A 17,156-nucleotide genomic window follows, 5' to 3' on the forward strand; every position below is an offset into this window, starting at 1 on the left:
GATGCATATTCTCTATCTCGTCAACGCGCTCGATTCCGGGCCCGGTGTTCTGCTGGATGAGGCAGCGCGGGCGGGGGCTGAAGCGACGCTGATCCATGCACCCGAAGCGCGGAACCTGACGACCGGCGAGGCCTGCGACGTCCCGGCGACGGCAGACGGGTTCGACGGACTCGTGGTGCTTGGCGGCGTCATGGGCGTCTATGAGTCGGACCGCCATCCCTTCATTGAGGAGAGCGCGCAGCTCGTCCGGCGCTTTCACGCGGAAGGCAAGCCCGTGATGGGCGTCTGCCTCGGCTCGCAGATCGTGGCGAGCGCATTCGGTGCACCGGTCTACCGGATGCGCGACAGGCTCGATACGCATGAGGAATGGGGATTCCTGCCTCAGACATGGGAAGCGGCGGCTGCCGAAGATCCCCTGCTGCGGGAGGCACCGCAGGGCCTTTCGATCATGCATTGGCACGGCGACACGTTCGACCTGCCTGACGGCGCGGTAAGGCTCGCGACGCGCCAAAACTGCCCCAATCAGGCCTACCGGATCGGCACGCGCATTTATGGCTTCCAGTTCCATCTCGAAACGACGCGCGACATCCTCGAGGGCTGGACCAGCCTGCGCGCCGTCGCGCTTGGCCGCCCGCGCGCCGAGATCGCCGCGATTGCCGAACCGCAGATCGCATCGCATCTCGGCGCTCAGGAAGACTTCGCACGGGCCGTCATGCGACGCTGGATGGCCCTGACCGGCTGAGAATCAGAAATTCACACGGCGCGAAATCGCGCCGTCGACCACGAGATTGGTACCGGTGGTGAAGGACGAGGCCGGGCTCGCGAGGAAGACGGTCGCGTTGGCAATGTCCTGCGGCGTCGCCATGCGGCCGGTCGGATTGCGTTCCATCGCCTGCTTGAAGGTGTCGGGCATGTGCTGCTCGATCATGTCCCAGACGCCGCCCTTGAAATAGACCGTGCCGGGCGAGATCGTGTTGACGCGCACATGCGCGCCCGCATGTTGGCGGGCGAGCCCCTTGGCGTGATGGATCTGCGCCGCCTTCAATGCGCCGTAGGAATTGGCGCCGTCGCTTTCGGCCGCCGAGATCGAAGAGATGAACGTTGCCGAAGCGTCGCCCGACTTCTTCGCCGCTTCGGCGAGGAACGGCAGCGCTGCCTCGAAGGCGTTGACAGCACCAAGCACGTCGATCTCGAAACAGGCCCGCCACGACTTCTCGTCATTGCCGTTCTGAAGCGCACTTGCATTGGCAACCAGAATGTCGAGACCGCCCAACGCCTTCGCCGTGTCGGCGATCCACTCTTTCAGCGCCGCACCATCCGCGATATCGGCCGTGCCGCCCAGCGCCTTGACACCCGACTCCGAAAGAGCGGCAACCGCTTCCTTCACCTGATCGGCATTGCGGGCGCATATGGCAACATCGCAGCCTTCCGCCGCCAGCGTTTCAGCGATGGCGCGGCCGATGCCGCGCGTGCCGCCGGTGACGATTGCCTTCTTGCCTTTCAGACCGAGATCCATGACCTGCTTCTCCCTGTGATTTCATTGCAGATGGCTTCTTGCCGGGCACTCTAGCGGGCTCGGCTCGACCGACCAAGCGCGTCAGGAACGGCTGCCATCCGCAATAAACTGCTCACGGAGAAAGCGCAGCGTATCGGCAAGCCGCGCGCGCAGCGTCGTCAGCGTGGTCTCCAGCGGCGGCGGATCGAGATCAAGACCGACCTGATGTACAACGCCCTCGCTCACCTGCATGGCCACCAGTTCGACACCGCCGACCCGGGCGCGGGCACCCTCCTTGATGTCCTTGCCGAGGCGGGAGCGCATGAATTCTTCCAGCGTCAGCGGCCGCTCCTCGGGCTCGAACGCCAGACCATAGATATCGGCGACCGATGCGGCACCGGCGCTCGCCTCCAGCACGAAGTCGACCATGCCGGCATCCTTTGCCTTTGCGCGGGATTTGCGGACACCGAACAGGCGATCGAGCGTCGCCACCGCATCGGCGGTCGTCAGCATCATCACGACATCGCCGGGCCTGACACCCTCATTGAGCCCTTCGGTGCGGACGACCCCATCGCGCATCACCGAAATGACGGTGGTGCCGGCCGGCAGGGGCAATCGCGTCATCTGGCGGAGCGCCAGAATGCTCATCGGATCGACCGTATAGGCAACGACGCTCTTGCCCTTGCCTGCCGGCAGGTCCAGTTCGACGCGGCGGCGCGGTGCGGCGCGCGGCGGCAGCTCGACCTCGGCCAGGCGGGCAGCCCAGGACACCGTCCAGCCCTGCAGAATCAGCGAAGCGAGCACGATCACATAGACCACGCTGAACATCGTGTGGGCACCCTCGACACCCGAAAGAATCGGAATGGTGCCGAGGAAGATCGGCACGGCACCGCGCAAACCGACCCAGGAGACAAAGGCCGTCTCGCGCGCCGCGAAGCGATAGGGCAGGAGACACAGGACAACCGCGACCGGGCGGGCGACAGCAATCAATACCAGTGCCACACCAAGCGCCGGCAGGAGCACCGGCAGAAGCGCCGAGGGCGTGACCAGCAGGCCCATCATCAGGAACATACCGATCTGGGCCAGCCAGGCCATACCGTCGGAGAAGCGCGCAATCTCGCTGGTTGCCCGGTGCGGATTGTTGCCGAGGGTGAAGCCAACCAGATAAACCGCCAGAAAGCCGCTGGCCCCCGCACTCTGCGTCAACGCGAAAACCAATAGCGCCAGCGCGCCGGCAAGGATCGGATAGAGCCCCGCCGAGAGTTCCAGCCGGTTGACCGCGCGCAGCACGAAAGCGCCGCCCAGAAGGCCGAATATGATGCCGCCCGCCATCTGCCAGAGGAAATCCCAGAAGAAGTCGACAGCCGAATCCCAGCTGGCGATGGCCTGACCGTCGACAATAATCGTGACCAGCGCCAGAGTCAGAAAGATCGCCATCGGATCGTTGACGCCCGACTCGACTTCGAGTGTGGCGGCAACACGCGATTTCAGGCGCAAGCCCCGCAGATGCAGCAGGAAGAACACTGCGGCCGCGTCGGTCGACCCGACAATGGCGCCGAGCAACATCGCCTCGGCCCAACCGAGCCCGAACAGGAACTTCGCCGCAAGACCGGTGATCGCCGCCGTCAGCACGACGCCAACGGTCGCCAGCAGCACGGCAGGGCCGAAGGCCCGGGTCAGGGCCTCCCGGCTCGTTCGCAATCCGCCATCAAACAGAATCAGCGCCAGTGCAAAGGAGCCGACCAGATAGGCGACCGAAAAGTCGTGAAAAATGATGCCGCCCGGGCCGTCTTCGCCCGCCAGCATACCGAAGGCCAGGAAGACCAGCAGCAAGGGGGCCCCGATCCGCGAGGACAGGACGCCCGCAAAGATCGAAAAGGTGATCAGCGCTGCGGAAACCAGAATGATCTGGTTGGCGAAATCCATCGGCGGAACAACCTGGCCCCGGCCCTTTGCCGCTGTCGGGCCCGAGATGCTTCGCTCAAGGTTCCCCTACGTCAGACAATCGCCCGGAAAAATGTGATGACGGGTTCGTGCTCGGCTATAGTGTAAAACAAATAACAAACGGACCGCTGACAAAAAAGGGCGGGGAACCGACTAAAATAGGAGGATGGGATGGATCTCGCCATGCGGGCTGAAGATGTCGCGTTTCGCGACGAAGTCAGGGCCTTTCTCGCCGAGAACCTGACCGACGATCTGAAGGCCCATGCACGGCTAACGCCCGGCATTCTGGCCGACCAGGATCTGCGCGTCGAATGGCTGAAGCGGCTCCACAAGCGCGGCTGGGCCGCACCCGCCTGGCCCAAGCAATATGGCGGCGCGGGCTGGAACGTGATGCAGCGCTTCATCTGGTCATCGGAATGTGCGGCGGCAGGCGCGCCTGTGAGTTCCAACATGGGACTCTCGATGGTGGGTCCGACGCTGATGGGGCACGGCACGGATGAGCAGAAGGCCCATTACCTGCCGCGCATCCTCAATGGCGAGGACTGGTGGTGCCAGGGCTATTCGGAGCCTGGCTCGGGTTCGGACCTCGCGAGCCTGCAATGCCGCGCGGATTCAGACGGCGACGACTACATCGTCAACGGCACCAAGCTCTGGACGACGGGCGCGCATCAGTCGAACAAGATGTTCTGTCTCGTGCGGACCGATCCCAACGCCGCGAAGAAGCAGGAAGGTATTTCCTTCATTCTGATCGACGACTTCCATGCCAAGGGCATCAAGGTCGATCCGATCATCACGCTGGCGGGCGACCATGAAGTGAACCAGGTTTTCTTCGACGATGTGCGCGTGCCGAAGAAAAACCGTGTCGGCGCAGAGAACAACGGCTGGACGGTGGCAAAGTACCTGCTGGAATTCGAACGCGGCGGCGCGGCGCATGGCGCCAATCTGCGCAATGCGCTCAACAAGCTGCGCGTGGTGGCGGGCACCGAGCATAGTGGCGACGGCTCGAAACTGATCGACGACCCGGCCTTCCGTCGCAAGCTCGACGAAACCGAAGTCGAAGTGACGGCAGTGGAATTCACCGAGCACCGCATCATGTCGCAACTGTCCAACGGACAGAATCCGGGTGCCGCCGCCTCCATCATCAAGCTGCGCGGTGCCGACACCAACCAGAAGATCACCGAGCTCGGCGTGGAGGCGATTGCCTATTACGTGCAGCCGGATGTGATCGAGGCCCGCACCTGGGGCGCGAACGTACCGCCAGTGGGACCTGACCATACGCTGATGGTGATGCCGAAATATCTGAACACGCGGGCGCAAACGATTTTCGGCGGCTCGAACGAGGTTCAGCGCAACATCATGGCGAAGGCGGTGCTGGGGCTTTGAGCCCAATTGTACCGGCGGTACACGGAGACACCGATGCCACTTGAGAGCGAGGCGATCGTGAAGCGCAGCGACGCCGACGCGAAACCGCGCGACTACAGCAGCCCCATACCGCATCTCGACTTCGCGAAACCCGAGGGCGATCCGGGCCTGCTCGGGCCGGGCTCGATGGGCTGGAAGGTGAGCGCCAATCCGATCGTGAGCGCGGTTGGCGGCATTGCGGCCGTGATCCTCGAACTGGCCGAGAAACATGTGCGCGCAGGCGTGTGGGATCACTCGACCTTCAAGGTCGATCCGATCCGCCGCATGGAGCGCACCGGCATGGCGGCGGCAGCCGTGACCTATGGGCCGGCCAAGATGGCGCAGCAGACATTCGACCGCGTGACGCGGATGCATCAGCGCGTGACGGGGACGACGCATGACGGCGACAACTACCGCGCGATGGACCCGAAGCTTCTGACATGGGTGCATGTGACGGCAGCCTGGGGCTTTCTCAATGCCTACAAGCGCTACGCCAATCCGAATCTCTCACGCGAGGACGAAGACCGCTACTACCGCGAGGGCGAAATCATCGGCAAGGGCTTCGGCGCGGAATGGGTGCCGACATCCGCCGCCGAGATGGATGTCTATATGACGGAGATGACACCAAAGCTCTATGCGAACGATACGGTGCAGGAGTTCCTCGAACTGGTGCGCAATGCGACGCCGCTCGGGCAAGCGGGCAAGCCGATCCAGCGCCTCATTACGCAGGCGGCAATCGACCTGCTGCCGAAGCATCTGCAGGAACAATGCGGCGTTGCGGTTTCCGCAGCGGCAAGGCCGATGGTGCGGCCCGCTGTACGCGCACTCGCGAATACCGGTGGTTTCGCGATGCGATTTGCGAGTACATCGCCGTCGCATCAGGCTTGCCGCCGCATGGGAGTGTCGACAGACTGTCTGCGCTGACACCGACACGGAAAGCAGAAGAAAAATGAATCTCGATCTGACGCCGGCCGATGCCGCCTTTCGCGACGACGTGCGCGCCTTTCTCGACGAGAGCCTGACGCCGGAACTGCGCGAAGCGGGGAGCCTCACGACTTCGGTCTTCACCGACAAGGAGTGGAATCTCGCCTGGCAGAAAATTCTCTACAAGAAAGGCTGGGTGGCGCCGAGCTGGCCGGTCGAATATGGCGGCACCGGCTGGAGCGAGATGCAGAAATATATCTGGACCTCGGAATGCACACGCGCCGGCACGCCGGGCCTGTCGCCGATGGGGCTCCGCATGTGCGGGCCGATGCTGATGAAATTCGGCACCCCCGAGCAGAAAGCATTCTACCTGCCGCGCATTCTTTCCGGTGACGACTACTGGTGCCAGGGCTATTCGGAACCGGGCTCGGGCTCCGATCTCGCCTCGCTGCAACTGAAAGCGGTCAGCGACGGCGAGGACTATGTGCTGAACGGCACCAAGATATGGACCACGCATGCGCATTTCGCCAATCGCATGTTCTGTCTCGTGCGCACCGATGCGAGCGGCAAACCGCAGCAAGGCATCACCTTTCTGCTGCTCGATATGGACACGCCCGGCATCAAGGTCGAGCCGATCATCACGCTGGCCGGCGAGCATGAGGTCAACCAGGTATTCTTCGACGATGTGCGCGTGCCGAAGAAGAACATCGTCGGCGAAGAGAACCAGGGCTGGACTGTCGCCAAATATCTGCTCGAATTCGAACGGGGCGGCGCCTTCGCAGCTTCACTCGAAGTCGGCATCGAGAAAATCCGTGAGGTGGCGGCGCGCGAGCGGTCTGGCGATGGCAAGCGGCTGATCGACGACGCAACATTCGCGCGCAAGATCGCCGAGGCCGAAATCGAGGTGAAGGCGATGGAGATGACCGAGCATCGCGTGATGGCGGAACTGGCCGGCGGCAAGAACCCCGGCCCCGCGTCGTCGATGCTGAAAACGCGCGGCACCGAAATGCGCCAGCGCCTCGATGAGATCGCCGTCGAGACTATCGCCTATTATGCCGGCGTCGAGCAGCGCGATGCACGCGCACCGGGATCGAATGTCGAGCCCGTGGGCCCGGCCAACGGCATGGTCTTCATGCCGACCTATCTCAACAACCGCGCGGCTTCGATCTATGGCGGCTCGAACGAGGTTCAGCGCGGCATCATGGCGAAGCTGGTGCTGGGGCTCTAGAGACGCGCGAGGCCGCTGCGTCTAGGCCTTGAGCCTGGCCATGATGACCGGCAGTCGAAAGACGATCCAGGCGGCGGTGATGACATTGCCGAAAAGAACAATGGCGGCGCCCCACAACACGCCGTTCCTTCGTTCCGGTTCAAGCAGGACAACAAGCCCTGCCACCAGCACGAAGCCGAGATAGAGATCGGCCAGCGTTACCGCGCCCCATGGTTCCGCCAACATCAACGCCAGGACAGGCACGACGGAGCCGCCCGCGACAAATCCCCAGACGATGGATCCCGCGAAAGCGAGGCCGAGAACGGCCGACAGGATGCGCATGGCGATCATCTAGGTATCTCCTTTCAAGGCGCGGGCAATCAGCAGCGTTGTCGTCTGGGTGAAAACCGTCTCGCCCGACTGGTTCATCAGGATGTGCCGGTTCTTGACGACACCACGATCCGGCTTCGATGACGAAGGTTTCGTCTCGATGCACTCAATGACAAGGCGGAGCGTGTCGCCGAGTTTTGCAGCCTTATGAAACCGCACCTCATCATAGCCGAGCGCGCCGATTACCGCCGTCTCTTCCGGCAGTCTTGCGGCGAGGAAGAGCACGACCGCCTGAATATGCGTGCCGCAAGCCGTCAACGTGCCATAGACGGATTTCGCGGCGGCGGCTTCGTCGACATGGAAGGGTTGCGGGTCCCACTTCGTCGCGAAGGAGACGATCTCGCCCTTCGTCATCTCGTAGGTTGCCGGAATATCGTGACGTTCGCCGACAACAAAATCGTCGAAGTAGCGCATCTATCTTCTCCAAAGCAAAAGGCCCGCACGTTTCCGCGCGGGCCCAAAGCATACGCCGCGAAGACGCTTACGCGAACTCGAACAGACCCGCAGCGCCCATGCCGCCACCGATGCACATGGTGACGACGCCGTATTTGACGTTCTGGCCGGCCTGCTTGCGGCGGCGGCCTTCGAGCAGGATGTGGCCGGTGCAGCGCGCGCCGGTCATGCCGAAGGGATGACCGATGGCGATGGAGCCACCATTGACGTTGTACTTTTCGGGGTCGATGCCAAGGCGATCGCGGCTGTAGAGGCACTGGCTGGCAAAGGCTTCATTGAGCTCCCAGAGGTCGATGTCGTCGACCTTGAGGCCGTGACGCTCCAGGAGGCGCGGCACCGCGAAGACCGGGCCGATGCCCATTTCATCGGGCTCGCAGCCGGCGACCGCGAAGCCGCGGAAGACGCCGAGAATGTCGGAGCCGTTCTTTTCGGCTTCCTTGCGCTCCATCAGCACGACGGCGGCAGCGCCGTCGGAAAGCTGCGAGGCGTTGCCGGCGGTGACGTATTTGCCTTCCTTCACCTTCTGGCCGTTCTTGAAAACGGGCTTCAGCGAGGAGAGGCCTTCAAGCGTCGTCTCGGGGCGGTTGCACTCGTCCTTGTCGACCGTGTAGTCGACGACCGATTCCTCGCCCGTCTCCTTGTTGACGACCTTCATCTTGGTCTGCATCGGGACGATCTCGTCCTTGAAGAGGCCGCCCTGCTGCGCAGCGGCGATGCGCTGCTGGCTGCGGAACGAATACTCGTCCTGATATTCGCGCGAGACGTTGTAGCGCTCGGCAACGAGCTCGGCGGTCTCAATCATCGCCATCCAGAGCTCTGGTTTTTCCTGCATCAGCTTTTCTTCGGTCAGGCGGTTGTAGTTCTGGCCGCCCATCTGCACGAGCGAGATCGACTCGACGCCCGCGCCGACCATGACCGGCACGCCTTCATTGACGATGCGGCCCGCGGCCATCGCGATCGTCTGCAGGCCCGAGGAGCAGAAGCGGTTGACGGTCGTACCCGAGGTGGTGACGGGGCAGCCGGCCCAGATCGCCGCGAGGCGGCCGACATTCATGCCGGTCGCGCCTTCCGGGGCGCCGCAGCCCATGATGACGTCTTCGACGGCGGCCGGGTCGATCTTCGCGCGCTCGATCGCGTGCTTGATCGCGTGGCCGGCCATCGCCGCGCCATGGGTGTTGTTGAAACCGCCGCGGCCGGCCTTGGCGAGGCCGGTGCGGGCGGTGGACACGATGACTGCTTCTCTGGACATGGACGGTCTCCCGAGTGGGTTGAATAGGCTTTACTGAATGCCCGGTTGCGTTATTGCGGCCGGCCCGGCGGTTGCTTCGCCTTTTTTGGGGGCGGTTCCGGCGCTTTGAGGCGCACCATAAACGCCTTGCTGGACCCTTCAAAGCGGAATCTCGGGCCGATTCCGTAGCGTTTGTGAGGCTTTCCTGTCGGATTTTGAACAGGCGCACGGTGTGGCGTCTGCCTCATTCCCGCCTTTAAATTTCCCCGTAACCGCCTCTTGAGCACCCGCATCGGGTCACATTCGTGGGCCATGTTGTTCGCATCGGAACGGGCCGTCTTCTCGGCCCCACGCGGAAGGGGACGCGACAATGAAACGGATGCTGATCGTCACTGCCCTCGGTTTCACCACCGCCATTGGCGCGGCGCTTGCCGCGAAGACGGCGGTTGCCGCCGATCCGCTGCCGATGCCGCGCCCTGCGACCGAAGATGTTGTGTCCGGCGCCGCGCTCGATATTGAGAGCCGCATGATCCTTGTCAGCGCCATCGACCCCGCCGCGTCGCGCACGTCCGGCTATGGCATCGACGATGCCAAGCACGTCACCTTCCCGGTCTATTTTGCCGATGGCCGGACCGCGCCCGGCGCCGAGGCACAGAAGGTGCTGCGCGCACTGGCCGAAGAAATCACCTATCGCGGCCTGACCAACATCACCGTCATGCCGTCACCAGCCGCCATGGCTGCCGACTATGAAACACAGGTTGCGGCCGAGCGCCGCGCCGCCGCCGTCGCCGCAACGCTGATGGAGAACGGCGTGCCCGAGCGCTGGATCGCCGTTCAGCCCGGCCTTGCATCCGACGTCTAACGAAGTTCCTCCGCGGCGGTTTGCTCCTCACAAGCCACCGCACCCTCGAAAGGTCCGGCGGCGCCCTTCCCTCACCCCACCCCCACCGGGGGGCGGCGCCGGGCCCTTCACCCCTCCCCTCGAACATTTGCGGCGACTCCCCGAACAGGCGAGCCGCCGTTCTTGTTTCCGCGCGCCCGAGCGTCTAGATAATGCGCCATTGGCATCCCTCACCTTCCGGTCGTTTTCATGAACCCTTCCCCCGTCGACACAAGCGGCTTCGGCGCCTATGCCGGACCCGTGCTGCGCGCCGCAGACGGCGGTGCCTTCCTGTTCGAGATCGAGGAGCACCATCTCAACGGAGCCGAGCGCCTGCATGGCGGGATGATGATGGCGCTGGCCTCAATCGTGCTCGGACAGGTGGCAAACGAGACCGCGCGCGCCAAGTCACCCGACGCGCAGGTCAAACCGCTGTCGCTCAATTGCGACTTTGTCAGCGCGGGCGAAAAGGGCGACAAGGTCGAAGGACGCGCCGATGTTACGCGGGCGACGCGGACCGTGCTTTTCATTTCAGGGGAACTGCGCGTCGGGACCCGCATCCTGATGACGGCAACCGGCGTCTACGCGATCAAGGAACAGGACGCGGCGTGAGCGAACCTCTGGCCTCACCCGTGAGCGTGGCGCCGCCTGAAGGCTGGAGCGTTTCGGCGCTGCACGATCCATTCGAGGCTTATGTCGGACCCCTGTTCGAACGGACCGAAGCGGACGGTTCGCGCATATTTTCTTTCATCGCCGACGCGCGTCATGTCGATGAAACGGGCGCCGTGCATGAAGGCATGCTGATGACCTTTGCCGATGCGTTTCTCGGCGGAGCGGCCAATCGCGCGGCCCAGGGCGACTGCGTGACTCTGAGCATGCAGGCGAGTTTTCTCGCCGACGCGCATGTGGGCGACATCATCGAATGCCGGACGCAGATCGACCGCATCACGCGCACCATCGTTTTCGTGTCCGGCCGTTTTTCGGTGCACGACGCCGACGTGATGACGGCGACCAGTCTCTGGAAAGTGCTCGGCGCACGCTGAGGCCGGTTTCGGCTGGATTTCAGACCGCCGTCGCCGCAGGATATTCTCCCGGCGGATCACGGGGGATGCCATGACAAAAGACTTTCGCATTCTGTCGCTTGATGGCGGCGGTACCTGGGCTGCGATCCAGGTGAAGGCCCTGATTGAAATGTACGGGCCGGACAGGCGTGGACACGACGTCCTCAAGCAATTCGATCTCGTTGCCGGCAATTCGGGCGGCAGCATTGTGCTTGCCGGCCTCGCCATCGACATGCGGCTCCGCGACATCGACGCGCTGTTTGCCGATGCCGGCCAGCGCGGGAAGATCTTTGCAAAGCGGGATTTCACGTTGCGCCCCGGCGGCAAAGGCGGACGCAACAGCGGCCCGATCGTCGACCAGAGCGGCTTTCCGCGTTACAGCACGACCGGCAAGCACAACGGGCTCGCCGAATTGATGGGCGCCGACGGCCAGAAGACGCTGGCCGAGATCGCCATGAATGTTCAGCAGCGGAACGGGCGGCGCACCGACTTCCTTGTCGTCAGCTTCGACTATGACCGTGAGCGGGCGCACTTCTTTCGTTCGATGCCCGATCCGGCTCACACAATCGGATCGCCGTCGATCGCTTCACTTTGCGACGCGGTTCACGCCTCTTCGACGGCGCCGATCCTCTATTTCGACAAGCCTGCCGAGGTTGACGGGCGGCGTCTCTGGGATGGCGCCATTACCGGTTACAACAATCCCGTTCTGGCGGCGGTCGCCGATACGCTCGCGACCCACAGACCGGCCGACGACATTGCGGTGCTTTCGATCGGCACCGGCACTGTTCGCCTTGCCGAAAGCGACAGCGGCCTGGCCGGTGAGAAAACGTTGATGCAGAAGCGCGATCCGCAGTCGCTGCTCAACGATGTCAAGAAGATGGCGCGCAGCGTGCTGGCCGAACCGCCGTCCTCGGCGAGCTACATCGCACATACACTGCTGGGCGGGCGCATGCCGGCATCGGGTGCGGTGATCGATGGACCGGTCGTTCGCCTCAATCCGATGGTTCAGCCGCAACTCAACAAGAACGGGACCGGATGGAAGCTGCCCGAGGGGCTGAGTGGTGCCGAATTCGCGGCGCTCGTTCGTCTCGATATGGATGCGGTCAAACAGCGCGAATACGAGCTCATCGCGGCGTTGGCCAAAGCCTGGATCGCCGACGGGGTCGTCAATCAGGCCCTGCGCTGCAACCCGCTGACGCTGGAGCCGTTGATCGGGAACGACACTTTCAGCGGCGCCTGCGACGCCTGGAAGGCGCTGGCCCCCATGCGCTGAGCCCGCTTTGCGGCTGGACAATGCGTCCGCGAGAGGCTTTGCTGGAGTTAACAGAACCACAAAAAACTCAAGGGAGGAGCCAGAAATGGCGATCAACTACGACGTGCTGATGGGGCTGAAGACTTCGGGTCAGGAGTTCAGCTATGGCGACCGCGAGACGATGCTTTATGCGCTTGGCGTCGGTTTCGGGCGCGACCCGATGGACGAGAAGGAACTTGCCTTCGTCTACGAGAAGAATCTCAAGACCGTGCCGACACTTGCGACCGTCATCGCCTGGGGCGCCGGCGCCATCGGCAACAGCGGCATCAATTATGCGATGGTCGTGCACGGCGAACAAAAGCTGAAGCTTTACAAGCCCTTGCCGGTCGCAGCTCAGATTGTGACAGACAGCCGCGTCGTCGGTGCCTGGGACAAGGGCGAGGGCAAGGGCGCCATTATTGTCACCGAAACCAACATCAACGAGAAGAAAAGCGGCGACAAGCTCTGTACACTGACATCGACCATCTTCGCGCGTGGCGATGGCGGCTTCGGCGGTCCGCGCGAGGGCGCGCCGCAACCGCACGCCCTGCCCGAGCGCGAACCGGACATGAGCATCGACGCAGAAACCCTTGCAGGACAGGCACTTCTCTATCGCCTGTCGGGCGACCGCAACCCGCTGCATTCCGATCCCGAATTCGCCAAGGCGGTCGGATTCCCCAAGCCGATCCTGCATGGGTTGTGCACCTACGGCACCTGCTGCCGCGCGATCATCTCGAAAGCGCTGGATTACGATCCGACCAAAATCACCGGTTTCGACGTGCGCTTCTCGGCCCCGGTCTTCCCCGGGGATACGATCACGGTCGATCTCTGGAAAGACAAGGGAATCATATCGTTCCGGGCGCGCGTTAAGGCGCGGGACGCCGTCGTCATCAACAACGGCAAGTGCAGCGTGAAAGACTGAAGACCCCCCTCTGTCACGAAACTGTCAAAAAACTGTCACAAATCCCGGCGGCGCCACTTGCAGGTGCCACCGGAGGGGCGCATAAAGCCGGTCGCCGGGCGGGGATAACTCCGTCCGGCGTTTTCGTGAGTGCAGCCAAAAAAGATGTCCCCGCTTTTCGACGGCCCCGCCGACCGGGATACCCTCGCCGATGCCGCCCCGCCAGGGACCGCGGCAGCGGGGGATTATCCGTCAACGGATGATCCGCTGGCCGAGATGGAACGGCTCATCGCCAGCGGCGCGCGGGAAGCAGCGTTCGCCCATGCCGCGGCCGAAGCGGCGACATGGACCGCCGGCCGCCGCACGCCCGGCCTCGCGGCGGCGCTTGGCCGCTGCCTGATCGACATGGGAGAGCCGGCGCGGGCCGCCGCGCTGATCGAGCCGCTGGTGGCCGAGGGAAGCGCCGGCACGGGTGCGCTGACCACGATGGCGCGGGCGCTCGGACTTTGCGGCCGGCACCAGGAAGCCCTGTCGCTTCTCAATGAGGCGAGCTTTCTCGACGGGCGTTCGACGGAGGTCTTGCTGGCGCTCGGGCTGGCGCGCCTCACCGCCGACGACATTCCGCGCGCCATCGGCGATTTCGAACGCGTGCTGCGGCTGGCGACCGGCGAGAGCGATACCGACATCAACGCCCGCGCCGAAGCGCATTTCCGCCTCGGCGAATGCTGGGCGTCGATGGACGAGGTGGCGCGGGCGGCACGGCATTTCGAGGCCGCGCAGGCGCACGACCCCGCCGACCTGCGCGGCGCGACGATCCGGCTTGCCGAGATAGCCGCGGCCGGTCCGCCGAAGCGCGCGAGTGCGGCCTATGTGCGGGCCCTGTTCGACGGCTATGCGCCGCGTTACGACACACATATGACGGGGGCGCTTGCCTACAGGGGGCCTGACATATTGCGCGACGTGGCGACGCGCGCCGGCCTTTCCGCCAGCGAACAATATGCGGGCATCGATCTGGGTTGCGGCACGGGCCTTTCGGGAGCGGCGTTCCGCGCCTTCTGCGCGACACTGACCGGTGTCGATCTCAGCCCGCGCATGGTGGCGGTGGCCGAAGCGAGCGGGCATTACGACCGCGTCATCGCCGGCGACCTGCTTGCCTTTCTGGCTGCCGAGACCGAAAGCAGCTGCACACTCGCCATTGCCTGCGACACGCTGATCTATCTCGGCGATCTCGCGGCGCTTTTTTCCGGGCTTGCCCGCGTGCTGGCGCGCGGGGGATGGTTCGTTTTCTCGACCGAGAAATCGGACGCGGCGGAAGGCGGCTACGCGATCGGGCCGACGCGGCGCTTCCGGCATACCGCGGCCTATCTGCAAGACATGGCCGCGGCACATGGTTTCGAGATCGGGGCAATTGAAACGGCGATTCTGAGAACCGAGAAACGCGTCGCTGTCGAAAGTTTCGTCGGGGTGGCAAGAAGACGCTGAGCTTCTGCATCCGCGTCTTTCGCTGCGGGGACTTCCGACCTATTGTGGCGCGTGGAATGCCGGGACAAAACGGGGGAACGAATGCGGCGATTGGCGGCTCTTGTTGTGCTCACCCTAATGGGCGGCGCCGATGCGGCGCGGGCCGAATGCGGCGGCGTGCTGGCGCTCTGCGCGGAAGACACGCCGATCGAGCGGCCGGGCGCGGCGGCGGAAGATGAATATCAGCGCCTCGACGGCGGCGGCTTCGGCGGGCGGCCGGAGGCGAGCAAACCGCGGCAATTCACCATCGGCGACACGACCGTGACGCTGGGCGAGACGCCCGACAATGCGCCGGCATGGCAGAACAGCGCCCCGCCGCCCGGCTCCGGCGATTCCAAGTTCCGGCCCGAGAGCAACGCCCGAAGCGGCAATCTCGATCCCCTCAACCAGGTCTGCGGCGCCGATGGCTGCCGCTAGGAGAGGCGCGGCCCTGCTGGCGGCGGCGTTTTGCGCGGCCTTGACGATTGCCGCCTTGCCAGCGCAAGGCGTGCCGGTGTGGGAGCCGGGCGATCCGCTGCCCGATCTCGGCCCTGATCTGGCGCCGGTGCGCGCCGCCCGTGAGGCGCCGACGGATGCCATCATGACGCCGATGCCAGCGCCGGTCCGGCCTGCCGCGACGACGGCACCAACCAAGGCCGCCGCAGCGCCCGAGGATGCGAGCGATTTTCTCTGCGCCAACGCCCCGGAAGGCACGACGGCCGCCGTCCCATCGCCTTTCGATCGCTGGCTGGTCAGGGTCTGCGCGCCGCAGGGTCAGGCGCTGGTGCCGGTGGAGGGACAGGCGTGGGTGGCCTTTGGCTCGGCCGATCCGGTGTCGATCCTGGCGCTGGTGCCCGGCGCGACACCACCGGGCGGCGCGGAAGCCGATCCGCGCTACGATATTCGCTTCAACGAATTCGCCGGCGTCGAGGCGACCGGCGCGCGGCGGGCGCGCGCGACCGCGCTGCTGGTGGCGGCAACGCCAAACGGTGCCGGGCCGCCGCCGCATGACGCGGTGTGGCAGCTCGACGCGCAGAGCAATATCGCGCTGCCGGGCGAGACCGAGGGCGCGCGCTACAATCTCTTTTTCTATGTCGCCAACGGGCGGCCGACGCGCATGATCGCCTGTCTCGACGCATGCCGGCAGGCGCTGCATCTCGAGGTGCTGTCGGGCGTGGAAGCGGCGGAGGTGCTGGGCCGTAAGGCGGGCAACATAAATTGACATGATTTATGCCGATAGTTAGAAGGACCCCCGCCCCGGAAAATTCGTGCACGAATTTTTCGACCCGCCCCCAGGGGCGGGTGGGCCATGATCGGCAGGCCGCATACAGGGAAACGTCCGCATGACGCAAGGCTATGAACTTTACGGCGCAGAGGTCAGCTATTTCACCGGCAAGGTGCGCGCCTATCTGCGCTACAAGCGCATTCCCTTTTCGGAAGTGCTGGCAACGCGCGAGGTCTACCGGGACATCATCATGCCGCGGGTCGGCTGGCCGGTGATCCCGGTGGTGGTGACGCCGGAGGACGATATCTGGCAGGACTCATCCGAGATCATCGATCATTTCGAGGCGCGCTTTCCGGAAGGCCCGGTCTATCCGCAAGGTCCGCGGCAAAGGCTCGCCGCCCTTCTGATCGAGGCCTGGGCCGACGAGTGGCTGAAAATCCCGGCCATGCATTATCGCTGGACCAAGAATCGCGACTGGGTGATCGGTGAATTCGGCAAGCTGTCGCGGCCCGATCTCGACGCGGCGGGCCAGCGCGAAATCGGCGAACAGACGGCCAGACCCTTTGCCGGCGCGTTGCCGGCGCTTGGCGCAACGCCGGAGACCGGCCCGGCGATCGAAAAATCCTATGAGGGCCTGCTCGGCGAGCTCGACGCACATTTCGCCGCCCATGACTATCTTTTCGGCAGCAAGCCCTCGATCGGCGATTTCGGACTCTATGGACCCCTCTATGCGCATCAGTATCGCGACCCGGCTTCGGGCGAGTTGATGAAGCGGATTGCGCCCCATGTCGCGCGCTGGGTGGAGCGGATGTCGAAACCGCCGACGCCCAAGGGCGGCGCCTTTCTCGCCCATGACGAGGTGCCCGCGACGCTGAAGCCGGTGTTCGAACGGATCATGCGCGAATGGCTGCCGGTGCTGATTGCCACCGCCGCAGCCTTCAACGCGCATGTGGCGGCACGCGACCCGGCCGATGCCGGGAAACCGCTGCCCCGTGCACTCGGCATGCACGCATTCACGCTGGAAGGCGCGACAGGCCAGCGCGCCATTTTCACCTTCGATCTCTGGATGCTGCAACGGGCGCTCGATTTCCTGCGCTCCCTCGAGGGCGAGACGCGCGAAAAGGCGGCCCTTGTGCTAAAAGAAGCGGGCGGGGAGCGGCTTGCCGAATTCCCGGCGTTCCCGCGCCTTGCCCGGCGCCATTTTCAGTTGGTCCTTGAATGAGCGAAGGCGGTTTTTTCTCGCGGTTCTTCCGGCG

At 64.3% G+C, this 17,156-nt stretch carries 18 protein-coding genes; 13 read left to right on the forward strand and 5 right to left on the reverse strand.

From position 1 onward, the window contains the following. Position 1: 1 nt before the first annotated feature. The gene (locus tag Q7V31_RS08355) at positions 2 to 742 is read left to right on the forward strand and encodes a type 1 glutamine amidotransferase (RefSeq protein ID WP_304733610.1); all 741 of its coding nucleotides are present in this window, start codon (positions 2 to 4) and stop codon (positions 740 to 742) included. A 3-nt stretch (positions 743 to 745) separates the two neighbouring features. Here the strand turns inward: Q7V31_RS08355 and Q7V31_RS08360 are convergent, their stop codons facing one another. Together Q7V31_RS08360 and Q7V31_RS08365 are read right to left on the reverse strand one after the other, a co-directional pair. Beyond that, on the reverse strand, positions 746 to 1,516 hold the full coding sequence (locus Q7V31_RS08360; protein WP_304733611.1) for an SDR family NAD(P)-dependent oxidoreductase: 771 nt from the start codon (positions 1,514 to 1,516) through the stop codon (positions 746 to 748). Positions 1,517 to 1,597: 81 nt separating this feature from the next. Beyond that, positions 1,598 to 3,421, reverse strand: a complete 1,824-nt coding sequence (locus tag Q7V31_RS08365) for a potassium/proton antiporter (RefSeq protein ID WP_304733612.1) — start codon at positions 3,419 to 3,421, stop codon at positions 1,598 to 1,600. 189 nt (positions 3,422 to 3,610) lie between these two features. On the opposite strand from Q7V31_RS08365, the gene Q7V31_RS08370 reads away from it, so the two are divergent. From Q7V31_RS08370 to Q7V31_RS08380, 3 genes are read left to right on the forward strand one after another with little or no spacing between them, the layout of a single operon-like run. Next, positions 3,611 to 4,822 (forward strand): acyl-CoA dehydrogenase family protein, encoded by a 1,212-nt coding sequence (locus Q7V31_RS08370; protein ID WP_304733613.1) that lies wholly within the window; start codon positions 3,611 to 3,613, stop codon positions 4,820 to 4,822. A gap of 33 nt (positions 4,823 to 4,855) precedes the next feature. Further along, on the forward strand, positions 4,856 to 5,764 hold the full coding sequence (locus Q7V31_RS08375) for an oxygenase MpaB family protein (protein ID WP_304733614.1): 909 nt from the start codon (positions 4,856 to 4,858) through the stop codon (positions 5,762 to 5,764). Between the two features lie 25 nt (positions 5,765 to 5,789). Further along, on the forward strand, positions 5,790 to 6,992 hold the full coding sequence (locus Q7V31_RS08380; RefSeq protein ID WP_304733615.1) for an acyl-CoA dehydrogenase family protein: 1,203 nt from the start codon (positions 5,790 to 5,792) through the stop codon (positions 6,990 to 6,992). A 21-nt stretch (positions 6,993 to 7,013) separates the two neighbouring features. On the opposite strand, the gene Q7V31_RS08385 is transcribed toward Q7V31_RS08380, so the two are convergent. From Q7V31_RS08385 to Q7V31_RS08395, 3 genes are all read right to left on the reverse strand, one after another. Beyond that, positions 7,014 to 7,322 (reverse strand): DUF1475 family protein, encoded by a 309-nt coding sequence (locus tag Q7V31_RS08385; protein WP_304733616.1) that lies wholly within the window; start codon positions 7,320 to 7,322, stop codon positions 7,014 to 7,016. Next, positions 7,323 to 7,775: a MaoC/PaaZ C-terminal domain-containing protein gene (locus Q7V31_RS08390; RefSeq protein ID WP_304733617.1), complete on the reverse strand. Its 453-nt coding sequence runs from the start codon at positions 7,773 to 7,775 to the stop codon at positions 7,323 to 7,325. Positions 7,776 to 7,842: 67 nt separating this feature from the next. Then, positions 7,843 to 9,063 (reverse strand): acetyl-CoA C-acyltransferase, encoded by a 1,221-nt coding sequence (locus tag Q7V31_RS08395; RefSeq protein WP_304733618.1) that lies wholly within the window; start codon positions 9,061 to 9,063, stop codon positions 7,843 to 7,845. A 349-nt stretch (positions 9,064 to 9,412) separates the two neighbouring features. Between Q7V31_RS08395 and Q7V31_RS08400 the strand changes: the two genes are divergently transcribed. The 9 genes from Q7V31_RS08400 (at position 9,413) to Q7V31_RS08440 (ending at position 17,122) form a co-directional block, all read left to right on the forward strand. Then, positions 9,413 to 9,904, forward strand: a complete 492-nt coding sequence (locus Q7V31_RS08400) for a hypothetical protein (RefSeq protein WP_304733619.1) — start codon at positions 9,413 to 9,415, stop codon at positions 9,902 to 9,904. 228 nt (positions 9,905 to 10,132) lie between these two features. After that, positions 10,133 to 10,534 carry a PaaI family thioesterase gene (locus Q7V31_RS08405; RefSeq protein ID WP_304733620.1) on the forward strand — a complete coding sequence of 134 codons (402 nt, stop codon included), beginning with the start codon at positions 10,133 to 10,135 and terminating at the stop codon, positions 10,532 to 10,534. Continuing rightward, a complete protein-coding gene (locus tag Q7V31_RS08410) occupies positions 10,531 to 10,965 on the forward strand; it encodes a PaaI family thioesterase (protein WP_304733621.1) in 435 nt (144 codons plus the stop codon). Before Q7V31_RS08405 ends, Q7V31_RS08410 begins: the two co-directional genes overlap by 4 nt. A gap of 70 nt (positions 10,966 to 11,035) precedes the next feature. Beyond that, positions 11,036 to 12,256, forward strand: a complete 1,221-nt coding sequence (locus tag Q7V31_RS08415) for a patatin-like phospholipase family protein (protein ID WP_304733622.1) — start codon at positions 11,036 to 11,038, stop codon at positions 12,254 to 12,256. An 85-nt stretch (positions 12,257 to 12,341) separates the two neighbouring features. After that, a complete protein-coding gene (locus Q7V31_RS08420; protein ID WP_304733623.1) occupies positions 12,342 to 13,196 on the forward strand; it encodes a MaoC/PaaZ C-terminal domain-containing protein in 855 nt (284 codons plus the stop codon). 144 nt (positions 13,197 to 13,340) lie between these two features. Further along, the gene (locus Q7V31_RS08425; protein WP_304733624.1) at positions 13,341 to 14,657 is read left to right on the forward strand and encodes a methyltransferase domain-containing protein; all 1,317 of its coding nucleotides are present in this window, start codon (positions 13,341 to 13,343) and stop codon (positions 14,655 to 14,657) included. An 81-nt stretch (positions 14,658 to 14,738) separates the two neighbouring features. Continuing rightward, complete coding sequence (locus tag Q7V31_RS08430) at positions 14,739 to 15,113, forward strand: hypothetical protein (protein WP_304733625.1); 375 nt, start codon at positions 14,739 to 14,741, stop codon at positions 15,111 to 15,113. Next, a complete protein-coding gene (locus Q7V31_RS08435) occupies positions 15,100 to 15,897 on the forward strand; it encodes a hypothetical protein (protein ID WP_304733626.1) in 798 nt (265 codons plus the stop codon). The genes Q7V31_RS08430 and Q7V31_RS08435 overlap by 14 nt, the downstream gene beginning before the upstream one ends. A 121-nt stretch (positions 15,898 to 16,018) precedes the next feature. Further along, positions 16,019 to 17,122 (forward strand): glutathione S-transferase family protein, encoded by a 1,104-nt coding sequence (locus Q7V31_RS08440; RefSeq protein ID WP_304733627.1) that lies wholly within the window; start codon positions 16,019 to 16,021, stop codon positions 17,120 to 17,122. Positions 17,123 to 17,156 lie beyond the last annotated feature (34 nt).

Source organism: Parvibaculum sp., from assembly GCF_030651915.1.
GTDB lineage: Bacteria > Pseudomonadota > Alphaproteobacteria > Parvibaculales > Parvibaculaceae > Parvibaculum.

What these genes read in the sequence shown, in the direction of transcription:
- Q7V31_RS08355 (WP_304733610.1), top strand. Translation starts at nt 2, where the DNA reads ATGCATATTCTCTATCTCGTCAACGCGCTCGATTCCGGGCCCGGTGTT.
- Q7V31_RS08360 (WP_304733611.1), bottom strand. Translation starts at nt 1,516, where the DNA reads ATGGATCTCGGTCTGAAAGGCAAGAAGGCAATCGTCACCGGCGGCACG.
- Q7V31_RS08365 (WP_304733612.1), bottom strand. Translation starts at nt 3,421, where the DNA reads ATGGATTTCGCCAACCAGATCATTCTGGTTTCCGCAGCGCTGATCACC.
- Q7V31_RS08370 (WP_304733613.1), top strand. Translation starts at nt 3,611, where the DNA reads ATGGATCTCGCCATGCGGGCTGAAGATGTCGCGTTTCGCGACGAAGTC.
- Q7V31_RS08375 (WP_304733614.1), top strand. Translation starts at nt 4,856, where the DNA reads ATGCCACTTGAGAGCGAGGCGATCGTGAAGCGCAGCGACGCCGACGCG.
- Q7V31_RS08380 (WP_304733615.1), top strand. Translation starts at nt 5,790, where the DNA reads ATGAATCTCGATCTGACGCCGGCCGATGCCGCCTTTCGCGACGACGTG.
- Q7V31_RS08385 (WP_304733616.1), bottom strand. Translation starts at nt 7,322, where the DNA reads ATGATCGCCATGCGCATCCTGTCGGCCGTTCTCGGCCTCGCTTTCGCG.
- Q7V31_RS08390 (WP_304733617.1), bottom strand. Translation starts at nt 7,775, where the DNA reads ATGCGCTACTTCGACGATTTTGTTGTCGGCGAACGTCACGATATTCCG.
- Q7V31_RS08395 (WP_304733618.1), bottom strand. Translation starts at nt 9,063, where the DNA reads ATGTCCAGAGAAGCAGTCATCGTGTCCACCGCCCGCACCGGCCTCGCC.
- Q7V31_RS08400 (WP_304733619.1), top strand. Translation starts at nt 9,413, where the DNA reads ATGAAACGGATGCTGATCGTCACTGCCCTCGGTTTCACCACCGCCATT.
- Q7V31_RS08405 (WP_304733620.1), top strand. Translation starts at nt 10,133, where the DNA reads ATGAACCCTTCCCCCGTCGACACAAGCGGCTTCGGCGCCTATGCCGGA.
- Q7V31_RS08415 (WP_304733622.1), top strand. Translation starts at nt 11,036, where the DNA reads ATGACAAAAGACTTTCGCATTCTGTCGCTTGATGGCGGCGGTACCTGG.
- Q7V31_RS08420 (WP_304733623.1), top strand. Translation starts at nt 12,342, where the DNA reads ATGGCGATCAACTACGACGTGCTGATGGGGCTGAAGACTTCGGGTCAG.
- Q7V31_RS08425 (WP_304733624.1), top strand. Translation starts at nt 13,341, where the DNA reads ATGTCCCCGCTTTTCGACGGCCCCGCCGACCGGGATACCCTCGCCGAT.
- Q7V31_RS08430 (WP_304733625.1), top strand. Translation starts at nt 14,739, where the DNA reads ATGCGGCGATTGGCGGCTCTTGTTGTGCTCACCCTAATGGGCGGCGCC.
- Q7V31_RS08435 (WP_304733626.1), top strand. Translation starts at nt 15,100, where the DNA reads ATGGCTGCCGCTAGGAGAGGCGCGGCCCTGCTGGCGGCGGCGTTTTGC.
- Q7V31_RS08440 (WP_304733627.1), top strand. Translation starts at nt 16,019, where the DNA reads ATGACGCAAGGCTATGAACTTTACGGCGCAGAGGTCAGCTATTTCACC.